Source organism: Qipengyuania sp. CAU 1752, assembly GCF_054482615.1.
In genome coordinates, this window is sequence record NZ_JBTLRE010000002.1 from 79648 (window position 1) to 93410 (window position 13763).

8 protein-coding genes and 1 pseudogene are annotated in these 13763 nt (G+C 61.2%); 5 read left to right on the forward strand and 4 right to left on the reverse strand.

Annotated elements, in window-relative coordinates; translation table 11 throughout:
* Positions 1 to 627 precede the first annotated feature (627 nt).
* The 5 genes and pseudogenes from ACXYL9_RS12920 to ACXYL9_RS12940 all read left to right on the forward strand — a co-directional run bounded on the left by ACXYL9_RS12920 (position 628) and on the right by ACXYL9_RS12940 (position 9418).
* Positions 628 to 2892 carry an autotransporter assembly complex protein TamA gene (locus tag ACXYL9_RS12920; protein WP_459039970.1) on the forward strand — a complete coding sequence of 755 codons (2265 nt, stop codon included), beginning with the start codon at positions 628 to 630 and terminating at the stop codon, positions 2890 to 2892.
* Positions 2892 to 7118, forward strand: coding sequence for a translocation/assembly module TamB domain-containing protein (locus ACXYL9_RS12925; RefSeq protein ID WP_459039971.1), 4227 nt, complete (start codon positions 2892 to 2894; stop codon positions 7116 to 7118). The genes ACXYL9_RS12920 and ACXYL9_RS12925 overlap by 1 nt, the downstream gene beginning before the upstream one ends.
* On the forward strand, positions 7118 to 7306 hold the full coding sequence (locus ACXYL9_RS12930) for a hypothetical protein (protein WP_459039972.1): 189 nt from the start codon (positions 7118 to 7120) through the stop codon (positions 7304 to 7306). Before ACXYL9_RS12925 ends, ACXYL9_RS12930 begins: the two co-directional genes overlap by 1 nt.
* A 50-nt stretch (positions 7307 to 7356) precedes the next feature.
* Positions 7357 to 7560: pseudogene (locus ACXYL9_RS12935) on the forward strand (TIR domain-containing protein); the annotation flags it as partial.
* 40 nt (positions 7561 to 7600) lie between these two features.
* Positions 7601 to 9418: a hypothetical protein gene (locus ACXYL9_RS12940; protein ID WP_459040070.1), complete on the forward strand. Its 1818-nt coding sequence runs from the start codon at positions 7601 to 7603 to the stop codon at positions 9416 to 9418.
* Here ACXYL9_RS12940 and ACXYL9_RS12945 read toward each other — a convergent pair.
* The 4 genes from ACXYL9_RS12945 to ACXYL9_RS12960 are packed head-to-tail and all read right to left on the reverse strand — an operon-like array spanning position 9415 to position 13761.
* Entirely contained in the window at positions 9415 to 10449 is a 1035-nt protein-coding gene (locus ACXYL9_RS12945) for a hypothetical protein (protein ID WP_459039973.1), read from the reverse strand. The genes ACXYL9_RS12940 and ACXYL9_RS12945 overlap by 4 nt on opposite strands.
* Positions 10446 to 11627 (reverse strand): acetoacetate decarboxylase family protein, encoded by a 1182-nt coding sequence (locus tag ACXYL9_RS12950; RefSeq protein WP_459039974.1) that lies wholly within the window; start codon positions 11625 to 11627, stop codon positions 10446 to 10448. The genes ACXYL9_RS12945 and ACXYL9_RS12950 overlap by 4 nt, the downstream gene beginning before the upstream one ends.
* Positions 11624 to 12700 carry a saccharopine dehydrogenase family protein gene (locus tag ACXYL9_RS12955; protein ID WP_459039975.1) on the reverse strand — a complete coding sequence of 359 codons (1077 nt, stop codon included), beginning with the start codon at positions 12698 to 12700 and terminating at the stop codon, positions 11624 to 11626. The genes ACXYL9_RS12950 and ACXYL9_RS12955 overlap by 4 nt, the downstream gene beginning before the upstream one ends.
* Positions 12697 to 13761 carry a polyprenyl synthetase family protein gene (locus tag ACXYL9_RS12960; RefSeq protein WP_459039976.1) on the reverse strand — a complete coding sequence of 355 codons (1065 nt, stop codon included), beginning with the start codon at positions 13759 to 13761 and terminating at the stop codon, positions 12697 to 12699. Before ACXYL9_RS12960 ends, ACXYL9_RS12955 begins: the two co-directional genes overlap by 4 nt.
* Positions 13762 to 13763: the final 2 nt, after the last annotated feature.

The window sequence follows — 13763 nt, forward strand, 5'->3', positions numbered from 1 at the left end:
GTCACCGTTCTGTTTCGGTATCCCATTAGAGTTTGCGCGACGCGATGCTTATAACACAATTACTTGAAACAGCGGTAATTTTTCGCGCCGTCCCGCACAGGCAAGCGCACGTTTGCCACCCTCCCTCGATAAGGGTGGTCTCATAGCCCGAAATGTCATTGGTGAAGTGTTTGGGTCAAATCCAATGTTTGGAAGCTATAGCGCGACTCAAGCGATTGAACTCAATGTAGAATGTGCGACCCAAAGGCTCTGGCCTGTTTTTTAGGGTTGATGCAACTTCGCATATTGTCCGCAAGCAAGAAAGTCGTGCATGTGCATGACAAGCTTTGTCCAGGGCCGTGCCAATGGGGTCTCCTATGAGTAGGCCTGTCGGGATATGCAGTCCTTCTTTGGCAATTTTCGCTGTGTCTGCGGTATCCCTTTGTGTGGCCAGCCCCCCCCCGAGTCGCGTCGAGTCGCGTCGATCCGGTTTGTGCGAGTTAGCGCGAGCAGGATTGCCGAAAACGCGTGATGGTCTATGTTCCGCCCATTGGAGCCGCAATGGCTCTCTTCCGTCGCAACAGGTCGCGCCATTTGAATGTCTTTGCCAGTCTAGCCGTGGGCGCTCGATCGAGCCGGAACGGATATATGCGGGCGGGTTGCTCGCTCGTGGCGCTGCTGGTGGCAACGCTAGCCACCCCCGTGTGGGCACAGGATGAAGATACGCCTGAGGAGCAGGCCGCCGAACTGCTAGTCCCGGAGCCTCCGACCGATGTAATCCTGCCGGAGATCGAACAGATTATCAGCGACGAAGAGTTCGAGGCATCGATCCCCGAACTCGACCCGGATAGTGACCCCGCCCTCGATATGCCGCTGGAGTCGATTGCGGAGTTCGAGCGTCGGCTGGCCGCGGAGGAGGCCGATGCGGAACCCGGCGAGGGTCAGGAGCCTCCGCTGGGAGAGCCGGCACTGGCGGACGGAGACCTGGTTGAGGAGATCGGCGACGCCCCGATCCGCGATGCCGAACTGATTGCACCGCTGCCGCCGCTCGATCAGTTCGAGGTCGAGCCAGTGGAATTTGCCGAGGATGCAAGCGATGCCGAGATTGTCGAGGTTGGCTATACGGTTCTGATCGAGGGCCTGGAGGATGCCAATGCCGAGGCCGATGTCGACCTGCGCGACATGTTCAATGATCTCTCCGCACTCGAAACCGGTGACGGCAAGGCCGCCAATGTGGCGCAGGTCCTGGCTCGGCTGAAGGAAGATTCCATCCTCATCGAGCGGCTTCTAGCGTCGGAAGGGTGGTACGAGGCGCAAATCGAGACACGGGTCGACCGGTCGAGCAATCCCGACGAACCATCGCTGACCGCTGTTATCCAGGTGGCACCCGGGCGGCGCTACACTTTCTCGGAAATCACGATTGAAGCAGATCCGGTCGAACCGCCGGACCTTATTCGTGACAATTTCGCGCTTGAGGTGGGGCAGCCGATCATCGCTATGCGCGTCCAGGGCGCAGAGGCACAGGTGGCGGTCGCCTTGCCTGAAAACGGATACCCCTTTGCCACGATAGGGCAGCGGGACATCCTGCTCGATCCCGAAACAGGCGACGGCAGCTACACTCTGCCGGTCGCCGTCGGAACGCGCGCGCGGTTCGGTGGCTTCAGGACTACCGGCGATCTCGCGTTTGATGCCGATCACGTCGCGGTTCTCGCTCAGTTCAAACAGGGTGAACTCTACGACAGCCGCATGGTCGACGACTTGCGTCAGGCGCTGGTAGCCACTGGGCTCCTCAACACAATATCCGTGCAACCGGAAGAGACCGGCGAAGACGCCGGGGATGGCACCGAATACGTCACCATCGTGGTCGATCAGGCGGCCGCTCCACCGCGCACGATTGCAGCAACCGCAGGCTATGGCACCGGAGAAGGTTTCAGAGTGGAGGGCAGCTGGTCCCACCGCAACCTGTTCCCGCCCGAAGGTGCGCTGACCGCCCGCGGCGTGCTGGGCACAAGGGAACAGGGTGCCGGACTGATATTCCGCCGCTCGAATGCCGGGAAGCGTGACCGGGCCTTCCTGGTCGTGGCCGAGGCGTTGCGAAGCGATTACGATGCCTATGAAGCCTTCACCGGACGACTGTCGGCATTGATGACCTACGAGTCGACCAGCATCTGGCGCAAACCGCTGACCTACGCTGTCGGGGCGCGGCTGATCGGCACCAACGAGCAGGATTACGATTTCGCGCTCGGCGATCTCGATCGGCGCACGTTCTTCATTGGCGGGTTGATCGGCCAACTTGGGGTCGACCAGACCGACAGCCTGCTCAACGCGACCAAGGGCTTCCGGATCACTGCGCTGGTAGAACCCGAGGGGGCGCTGCACGACGGGTTCGTGCCCTATGTGCGGGCTCGGCTCGACGGGTCTGCCTACTTCTCGCCGACAGATGCAATTACGCTGGCGGGTCGTTTGGCCGCCGGGACCATTCAGGGCATCGAACGGTTCGAGTTGGCACCTTCGCGCCGGTTCTATGCTGGCGGCGGCGGCTCGGTTCGTGGTTTCGGGTATCAGGAGGTCGGTCCACGGGTCGTGCTCGATAACCCCAAATTCGATCCGACCGATCCCGACGAGACTGCCAACCCGTTCATTTATCGCCCCATTGGAGGGCGCAGTTTCAATGAAGCGAGCCTGGAAGTGCGTTATCGCTTCGGCGATTTCGGCGTGGTCGGCTTCGTCGATGCAGGCCAAGTCTATGAAAGTGACACGCCGGACGGTTCCGACCTGCGCTTCGGCGCCGGTATAGGCGGGCGCTATTATACCAATTTCGGGCCCTTGCGGTTCGATCTCGCCATGCCGCTTGATCGCCGTGAGGGCGAAAGCAGCTTCGCCATCTACGTATCCATCGGACAGGCCTTCTAATGGCCGACGAGATCGATACCGAAATGGCCGAGCACACTTCGTTCGAGCAGAAAGGCCGCGGACGCAAGCTGGCGACCTGGCTCGGCATTGCGCTGGGCAGCCTCCTCCTGGTGGTCGCGGCATTGCTGCTCGGTCTCAACAGCGGACCAGGCAAGAAATTCGTCATCGACCAGATTGAAGATCTGGAGTTCGAGAACGGGCTGGAGATCGGGATCGGCGGGATCGAGGGTTCGCTCTATGGCGAAATGACCCTGCGAGATGTCGCGCTTTCGGATCCCGAAGGCGTGTTCCTGACCTCGCCGGCCATGCGTCTCGACTGGCGGCCATTCGCCTTTGCCAACGGCCATATCGACATCCGCTCGCTCACCGCGCAGTTGGTGACCCTGCAGCGTCTGCCCGAATTTGCCGAGACACCGCCCTCGCAGGATCCGCTCCTTCCCGATTACGACATTGATATAGCAGAATTCCGGATCGATCGCTTCGTCGCCGAGAAGCCCGTCAGTGGCGAGCGACGTATGGCCAGGCTTTCAGGCGAAGCGCATATTGCTGACGGCAGGGCAAAGGCCCGTTTCGATGGACGGACTATTGCCGGGCAGGGGCGTGGCGGGGGAGACCGGATTGCCCTCTCGATTGATGCCGTGCCGGAGGATAACCGGCTCGCACTCGATCTGAAGGTCGATGCTCCTGGTGACGGAGTGCTCGCGGCCATGGCCGGGGTGACAGAGCCGTTCGCGGTCCGGATTGCCGGCAAAGGCGATTGGCAAGCGTGGAACGGCAAGCTTGATGCAAACCTGGCCGGTAGCAATTTCGCCGATCTACGTTTGTCGGCACGTGACGGCACATTCACGCTCAAGGGGCCTGCCCGCATCGCCCGACTGTTCGAAGGTTCGACGGCTGAGCTGCTGGGGCCGATGACCGACATCGACATGAGCGCCGCGCTGGAAGATCGGCGCGCACTGCTGTCCGGCAGCGTATCGAGCGACGCCTTCCGGCTGACCAGCAATGGCCTGGTTGATCTGTCGGACAACAGCTTCGAAGACCTCAAGCTCGCATTCGTGCTACTACGCCCTTCGGTTCTGGCGGAGAACCTGCAGGGCAGCGGCCTGCGCGCCCTGCTCACCCTCAATGGCGAATTCACCGCACCACGGGTCGAATATGCTCTCAACGCCAATCGCCTGGTGATGGATGACGTTGGCCTAGAGAATCTTCGCGCTTCCGGCGCGGCGCGGGTCAATGCCGGTGCGATCTTGATCCCGGTCGAAGCGCGCGCAGCGCGTATTTTCGGGCTCGACACGGTTGCTGGCGGGACATTGCGCGATGTGCGGTTGACGGGGGATCTTGCCATCAACGGGCCACGCATCCTGTCGGACAATATGCGCATCCGTTCGGACCGCATCGATGCCGGGTTGATCTTGCTCGCAGACACATCGACCGGGCTCTACACCGGCGCGATCGACGGGAAGATCGACAATTACCGGATCGAGAGCGTCGGCATTTTTGACATCGAAACCGATGTCGATCTCGAATCGCGCCGCGAAGGTTTCGTACTCGCGGGCAAGGTCAGGGCGCGCTCGACCCGGCTGTTCAATGATGGCGTGCGAGACTTTCTCGGCGGCAATGTCGTTGCCGCCAGCGACGTAAGCTACGGCGCCGACGGGCTTGTCCGCTTTACCAACCTTACCTTGCGCTCACCCGAAGTTCGCGTGACCGGGGGGCAGGGCTTTTACGCGCCCGACGGTCGACTGGCGCTCAATGCCGACGGGGTCACTGATGCTTATGGGCCGGTCGGTTTGCAGGTCACAGGCACGCTCGACAATCCGCAGGCGATCGTCACCGCCGAACGTCCGGACCTGGGGATTGGCCTTGCCAACCTGCAAGCCGATATCAGCACAGCGCGGAATGGCTATCGCCTACAGGCCAAGGGCGATACCGATTATGGGCCGTTGCGGGCCGATGTCGTGCTGGGCACAGGTGCCCGCACAACGCTCGACATCACCAGCGGCGACTTGGCTGGCATAGGCTTCTCGGGATCGCTGGAGCAGACTGCTGCCGGGCCATTCGCCGGGCGGCTGGTGGCCGATGGGCAAGGCGTGTCCGGGGTCGTTCGTCTGCAGGCCGAAGGACAATACCAGGCAGCACTGGTCAATCTGCGGGCGCAGAATACACGCCTTCCCGGACCGGCCGATCTGACTATCGGATCGGCCATTATCGATGCCCGCGTAATCCTCTACGACCAGCCTTATGTGGTCGCAGACGCGCAGCTATCCCAAACGCGTATTGGCGATTTGAACCTCAACGCCGCGCGCGCAAAAATCGACTATCGCAACGGACGCGGCAAGGCCCGCATCCTGGCCGAGGGCGTCGGCGGAGTTCCTTTCCGCGTGTCAGCCAACGCCGATCTGCAGCCTGAGCTTTGGCGCGCCGCAATCAAAGGGAAAGTGCGGGGGATCACTTTCCAAACCGCCAACCCTGCGCGCATCCTGCCGCGTGAGGGCAGTTATGAATTGCTGCCGACACGGATTGATTTCGGCCGCGGGAACATTCGCCTGGCCGGTACCTATGGCGACGGGCTCAAGATCCAAAGCCGGCTCGATTCACTGGAATTGGGCATAATGGACGCCTTTGTGCCCGGACTGGGTCTTCAGGGCCGAGCTACCGGTAGCCTCGATTTCGAGCAGCCGACGGCCTCGGCGTTTCCACGTGCCGATGCTCGCCTCAAGATCAGTAATTTCAGCCGCACCACCGCTCTATCGGTCAGCCAGCCGGTCGATTTCAATTTTGTCGGCAAGCTGCTGCCCGATGGCGGCGAGGCGCGGGCCGTTATGCGCCGCCGCGGCAGCGTTATCGGGCGGATGTCGGCAACATTGCGACCGCTGCCTCCGGGGGCGGGGTCGTGGACCACGAGGCTCCTTGCAGCTCCATTGGGTGGCGGCATCCGCTACAACGGTCCTGCGGAAACATTGTTTTCCTTTGCCGGTGCATCCAAGCAAAGCCTGTCAGGACCGATTGGTGTCGCCGCCGACTTCTCCGGCCGGGTACAGGACCCTCGGCTGGCCGGGATCGTACGAGCCAACAAGCTGATCTACGAGAACCAGACCTATGGTACGCGCCTCACCAATATGGCGCTGGCCGGGCGGTTCAGTGGCAACCGGCTGGAAATCGAACGACTGACAGCGACGGCGGGCGAAGGCAGCGTCGATGCCAGCGGGTTCATCAGCCTTTCGGCGGAAAACGGCTATCCGATGAACCTGGCCATTGCGCTTGATAACGCCCGGCTGGCCCGCAGCGACGCCTTGTCGACCACCGCCAACGGCAACCTCCGCCTGACCAAGACCGCAGGGCAAACCGCGCTGCTTTCCGGCCAATTGAACCTGCCCGAAACACGCTATGAAATCATCCGGCAGGGTGCGGCCCAGGTGCCTGAGCTCACAGGGGTTCGGTTCAAACCGCCCCGCGGACCGCAGCGGATCACCGGCGACGAACCGGCGGAGCACCAACCTGGTCTTTTCGAATTGCTAAGGCTGAATGTTTCGCTCGACGCACCAGAGCGGCTCTACGTTTCCGGAATGGGGCTCGAATCCGAATGGAGCGCCGACCTGCGGCTTATCGGCACGAGCACCAATCCCCGCCTTAGCGGCGCTGTCGAACTCATTCGCGGGACGCTCGGCTTTGCTGGCCGATCCTTCACACTCAACCAGGGACGGATCGGCTTTACCGGCGGCCCGACGATCAACCCGACGCTGGCCATCACGGCGACAGAGGACATCGAGGATGTGGCGGTGAACGTGGAAATCGCAGGGCGGGCCTATGATCCGCAGATCGAATTCTCCAGTACGCCCGGCCTGCCGCAGGATGAAATCGTGGCACGGATCCTGTTCGGCAGCTCGGTCGGCAATCTGTCCGCGATCCAGGCGGTGCAGCTGGCCGCTTCGCTTAATTCGTTGCGGGGAACCGGAGGGGGGCTCAATCCGCTCGGCAAGCTGCGTTCGGCGACCGGCATAGACCGTTTGCGTATTCTCGGCCCTGACGAGGAAAACGGGCGTGGAACTGCACTGGCAGCCGGCCAGTATATCTCCGACGACATCTATGTCGAATTCATCACCGATGCGCGCGGCTTTACCGCGACGCAGTTGGAGATTGCCCTGACCCCGTTCCTCTCGATCCTCAGCCAGGCAGGCGGCTCGGGCGCGACCAATATCAACGTTCGCTATCGGAAGAACTACTAATGCGGCGTGTCGGCCTCGCCTTGCCGCTTCTGTTGCTCGCCTGCGAAAGCGAACCTACGTTCGACGAACGCTACGAAGAGACGCAGACGCGCATCGAGGAGAAGGCCCAGGACCTCGATGCCGAACTGGCCGAGCAACCTTCTCCGGGATCGTCGCAAACAGCCGAACCACAGTCCGACCCCGGCTGAACGCGGTGGTGGCATTGGTCCACGCTCCAGGCTGACCCTACCGATTGAGGTTGCTACACGCCCCTTGGGGGGGCTACCATGCCATACAGGACGAGCGGGACGTCAGAGGAGGCAGCATCTCCGACATATTCCTCTCATATAACCGCAAGGATGCGGATATTGCGCGGCGCTTTGCCGAAGGGCTGGAGCGTGAGGGCTTCACCGTGTGGTGGGATCAGGCCCTGCGCTCGGGTGAAGCCTATGACGAGGTGACCGAGGCGGGGTTGTGCAACACCACCCCCCCACCCCAAGGCCGTGGTGGTCCTATGGTCGCCGCGTTCTGTCGGCTCGCGCTGGGTGCGCGCAGAGGCGACCATCGCCGAACGCAACGGCACACTCGTTCCAGCGATGATCGAAGCTTGCGAGCGTCCGATCATGTTCGAGCTTACACAAACAGCAGAGCTGGGCCACTGGGCCGGGGAGGTGAACGATCCGGCCTGGCTGGCATTTGTTGAAGACGTCGCCAAGTTCGTCGCCAAGCCGGCCCATACGCCGCACACCCCTGTTCCGGTCGAACCGCCACCCGAACCAGCCCGGTCGGCAACCGAGGTGCTGGAGGACACGGTTCCCCTGCTGGCGGTCCTGCCCTTTGACAATCTCAGTTCCGACGAGGAGCTAACCTATTTCTGTGACGGCGTTTCGGAAGAAATTCAGCGCACGGTGGCGAGCCTGACCGAGCTGCGCGTCGTTGCCCGTTCGTCCAGTTTCCAGTTTCGCGGCAAGGACAAGACCATCGACCGGGTTGCCGGTGCGCTCGGAATTAGCCACCTGCTGGACGGCACGGTGCGCCGGAGCGGATCGCGCGTGCGGATATCCGCCGAACTGGTCGATTGCGCCACGCATAATGCGATGTGGGCGGACCGGTTCGATGGCGATCTCGACGATGTATTCACTCTGCAGGAGAATATCGCCGAAGCGGTCGCCGAGGCATTGAAAGTCAAGCTGGCGCCCCCTGCCAAGTCGACGGTTCTCGATCCTTCGGTATATGAATTGTTTCTTCGCGCCCGGGGGATCTTGGCGGAAGGTGACCCGGAATTCGACGACAGCGCGACCCAAGCCGTGCCGATGCTTGAACAGGTTGCCCATTCGTCGCCCGATTTCGCCCCGGCCTGGGAATTGCTGGCTGGCGCAAGGGCCTGGATCTTGCGCTCCGCCCATACGAAGACCAATTTTGCCGAGGGGCGGACCGGCGTTATACATGCTGCCGAAACAGCCTTGCGCCTCGATCCCAAGCGGATTGGTGCCCACGTTGCCCTGGCCAGGCTTGAGCCCTGGGGTGCATATAGCAATCGCGAAAAACTGCTCGACAGGGCACTGGCTGTTGCTCCGCATGATCCCGAGGCGCTCAATGAAATGAGCGTGTTCTGCTGGAGCGTGGGACGTTTTCGCGAGGCCCTGCGGCTGGCCGAGCAGGCCTGCGAACTCAACCCACTGATGCCCTCGGCCCGGCTTCACGTCGCACAAATGCGCACCTATGTCGGCGATTACGAGGCGTCGATCAGAATGCTCCTTTCGCTCCATCGTCGCTGGCCGAAGAACGCCGGGATCCTGCTTTCGCTGCTAGGCTTTTCAGCAGGTCTCGGATTTCGCGATGCCTATGACGGTGCTGTCGGGGATGCCGAGGATTTCGATGGCTGGCAGGCATGGGCGCTGCGCGAAACCCGGCTTTATGCAGAGGCCCTGTGGTCGGGCGACGAGGAGAAGAAGCGCGACCGGTTGGATAGCTACCAGAGGTTGCTCGAAAAGACCGGAACGGTGCCGCTCAATATTGTGCAGAGCGTTTCGGATCTCGGTATGACCGAAGAGGCCTTGCAGATGGCCGAGCGCGCTTCATTCGATCATATTTTCCAGCCCGAGGGCGACAGGCCCAGCGCAATCTATCCCGGCGTTGTGCTTGGCCGCTGGAGCGACGTCAACAAGACTACGCGCTTCATCGAATTGTGCCGCAAGCTCGGCTTGTGCGAATATTGGGTGAAGACCGGCAAGTGGCCGGACTGCGTCGATTGGACGCCCTACGATTTCAAGGCCGAGGTGAAACGCAGCGTGCGCCAGGCTGCAGCGGCGGGCGGTTAATCGCCGTAAGTGTACAGCGTATCGGTAATTTCATACCGAATATCCGAGGTAAACGAGGCGGCGAGCACGACACCCTTAGTTAGTCGTGGCAGGTTCCAATCGACCCCGACACCGTCAATCATTTCTGAACCTCCGGGGTGGCCGACAGGTTTGTGTCTTTTGGGGTCAGTGCATTCGAGGCCGAATTGCTGGGTCAGCGCCTCCTTCATTGTGTCCGACCACATGAAGTCCAGTGTGACCGTCGAACCATCATGGAATTTCAGGTTCTTCACGTCGGTGTGGTCGGTGTGCGATTCTATGATAGCCCGGTAGACTGCCTCACGCATGTTGAACACGTCGCGAAACTGTTTGACGGTGTTAAGCTTACCGTTCCGATTGATATCGGGCGGCTGACCGTCCAGACGCACGCTCTTAAACAGTAAGTCGACAAATTCCTTCAATTGCGGATGTTTGGACTCTTCAGTCTCGAGTTCGGTGCAATCATCTGAATCCATTGCCACATGCATGATTCCGAGCGTGTGGCTTTTTGACTTGGGATTGAATTCGCGAATCCCCTCCATTGCCACGTCGATATGCAGTCGGCTCGAATGTTTGTGTTCTTCGATCGAGATCCGGGCCATGTCGGCTTCGGTTCCCCAGATCTCGCGACTGGAGAACATGGTGTAGCTATTGTTGTCGAAGGCCAGCGGTTCGACCCAGACAACCTCCTCGTTGTAATGGAAGTTATCGGGAGAGACTTTCCAGCGACGAACCGGATATGCCCAGGTGACGTCGATCTTCTGTAAGGTTCGCCCGTTACTGTTCTTGTGATGCCCGCTCGAGAATTCGTCGTGCTCGGTGATCCGCAGTACACCGAAGGGTTGATCGCAGGCCGCGTAGAAATAGGGCTCGCCGCAATTGAGGTGGGAGTTGAGGTAGTTCTCAAGGCAACATTCCCCCACATCGATGACGAATACCCAGTTGCGCGCGCCTCTGGAGATCCAAGGCGGAAGCAGGTGATCGGTGGAGAAGTTGTCGATGAACCTGGTCATTCCGCGTTCCGCTCAGGGCGAGTGAGGGGGCCGAAGAATCCTTCGAGCGGGCGCGCCCAGTTGGCAGTCAGGTCACTCTGCGCCGGGATCGGCTGGAGACCGTTATCACGGTCGATTGCAAAGGAATGGATCACCCGCATCTGGTCGAAATCGATATCCGCAAGAAAACGGAAACCGGCCGCTGGCTGGACGGTATGAAAACCGCCGCACGGCGTATCGCCGACCTCCAGGAAGACCTGCAATATCTCGTGGAAGCTGCCCTTGTCCTGAAAGGCGATGCGAATGTCAGATTCATCGTACAGGCGGAAATCGTCGAGGTTCGAATAGCGCGCGCGGCAGGTAGTGATCGCCTGGTATACAGCCCGATCCAGGTCCTTGGCGTCGCGATATTGCTTGAGCCCCACGGTATGCATGTTGGTGGGGATCATCCCCAGCGAGGCATCGGTGATGAAATTGGAGATATTGGCAATTTCCTCGATCCCCATGCTGGCCTCGCGGCTATCGAACAGCGTGGCGAGTGATGCCTTTGGTGACTTGCTGGTGCGGAATGTCGGAAGGACCGGGTTGGTGTAAACGCTTAGGAATTCCATGTTCTTCATCGGGTTGTCTTTTTTGTCAGAATCCTCCCAGCCCGGCAGCTTGACGACCCCGGCGAAGCTATCGGGATAATCGCCTTCGCCGGTCTCGATATCTGCCAGCAATTTGCCAAGACCAAGCATTTCGCGACCGCACACGCTCGACATCGGATTGCCGACGACGATGAACGGAAGGGCCCATTCAAGCGTAGTCTGGGTCAGGAGTCCGGCCGGACCGATGCCGTACCGAATTACCGGAACGGCGATGAAGACCTCGGTCTGGCTGATGATCCCGCGGTCGGAGTATGGACATTCGCCGATGTTCTGCGTCAGCCGACCAGAACTGATCATGACTGGGTATTCGAGAAACAGCAGGGTCGCGTAGGGCCAGAAAGGGGCAGGGCGATAGACAAAGCCACGTTCTTCCTCGCTGCCGAGATTGAAGTTCGTGTCGCAATAGGATTGCACGCGGGCGATATCGACCGGCCAGACGAACGCGTTCACCGTGACATTGGGGAAATGATAGGGCGGTGGCACCTGTTCGCTGCCCGCCGACTGGACGAAGGGAATGGCGTGCGGTCCGCGTGTCGTTTTGACCCTCATGCCACTGCGCTCCTGTATTCCCGCTCGGGGTCTTCGCGCCGGGCTGCGTCAGCTTCGAAGATGAAATTCTGCCCGAACGCCAGCGCGGGGGTCTGGAATCCGTCTGTTCTCTGGCCGGCGAGGATCCGATGGACGGCCTCCACGGCAGTCAACACACTGAAGCTATATCCGTCACGGGTGCGGATCGCCATGCGCCGCTCGCGCCGCCAGGAATCAAGTGCGTGGACGACCATGACGAAGCTCGCCTGTCCGCGTGCCTCCATGCCAGGTCCCTGGGGCCAAAGTTTCGCCACTGCCTTGCCCAAGGTCTGCGCTGGCGCGGCGCCGAACACATCCATGGCCATGGCGGAAAGCCGATAGCTCGCCCTCTCGGCCCAGCGCATTTCCGAATAGACCTCGATATCCGGCACCCCCGTAGTGACGGCTCCGGTGATGACATCGGCCCAGCTCATCGCGGTAGCCTCGCTCAGCCCGGCACCGAAATCGAAGGAGCGCACGAGGCTGCCCGCTGGCACGGTGGCCAGTTCGCCTTCACGCCTGACAACAACGCGGGGATCCATCATCTGGGCCGCGCTGGCGACGCTGCCACGCGAAATGACCTGCGCGCGCGAGATGCCGAGGCACATCCGGACAGTATCGGGCCAACGCTCCTTGGCCATCGCCATAAGGCAATCGGACGCGGCAACTGTCAGCCCAATGCCCGGCAGGATCATCACCCCCGCTTCCTTGGCCCGCCCGTGGAGTTCGGCTGCTTCGAGAAAGACCGGCCATTCCCCTGCGAGGTCGAGATAGTCCACCCGGTTGCGCAGTGCCGCTTCCATCATTGGTCGCGCGGTGACGGTGAACGGCCCAGCAGCATGTAGGACGAGGTCGATATCCTCCAGCGCGATATCGAGCACTTGCGGATCGTCCAGTTCGAAACTGCGCCATGGCAGCTCGAGTTGCTCGGCAAGTGCATGGATCTTCTCTTCGCTGCGGCCAGCGATGACGAGGTCGCAGTTGCCGGCAAGCATCCTGGCGATTTCGTGACCGGTGAAGCCAGTCGCTCCATATAGGAGAACCCTCCCCGTCATGGCCGCTCGAACACCCAACTGACCAACCCGGCCAGGTATTGCAGGTCTTCGGAGGAAGCCTTCCCCGCATAGGCGAGGGTGAATTCGTGACTGGCCGCGCCGCCCATCGCCTGCGCAACCTGCCGGGCATAGTCGATCGAGCCATATTCCTGCATCAGCCCGGCCAACCATTGCACGTCTTCAGGGGCTCGATCCTCGCGGCGCTGCCCCAGAAACGTGTCGAGTCGGACTCGTTCACCGTCTGAACAGGCGCTGCTGAGGTGGATCAGCATCAATGTGCGCTTGCCCTCCAGCAAATCGCCGTTGCGCTCTTTGCCGTAGCCGGGGTCATGCGAGAGATTGCGCAAATCGTCTTCGATCTGGAAGGCCAGGCCGAGGAAATAGCCGAACCTCAACACGCGCTCGGGATCGACGAACCCGGCCGACCCAATGATAACGCCGAGCTGTGCGGGCCAGATCATGCCCATCCAGGCGGTCTTCTTGAGCGCCATGCGCAGGTAATCCGCTTCGGTCAGGCCGTTCACATTGCGATCGCGCCAGCCCAGTTCGAGCGCTTGCCCCTCGGCGGTGTGACGGGCCATGGCCATGGTTACTTCGAGCACCTGCCGGGTGACTTCCGTGCCGAGTGGCCGGACCGCGTCCATCAGCGGCTGGAAGGCGGTGAACATCAGCGCATCGCCGGCGTTGATCGCCAACGGAATACCGTGGAGCGCATGCAGGGTTGGCCGACCGCGCCGTTCCTCGCTGCCGTCCTGCACGTCGTCATGGATAAGCAAAGCGTTGTGCAACAATTCGATTGCTGCGGCGCAGCGGATTGCCGGGGCGTAGTCCTCCGCCAGCTGGTCCCCAAAAATGCGGGCATTGGCGATGCAGATGGCAGGGCGCATCATCTTGCCGCCGCGGCCCGGATAGTCGGCCATCAGCTCGCCCAGATAGGGTGCCTCACCTTCCACCGCGAGATAGCGATCGAGCATTTTCCGCGTAGTGCCGGCATAGCGCGCGACCAGGCTTCCTGCCGGAGGTTCGGCAGGTGCGAACACCGGCTGGAAGCCCACGTTCACCG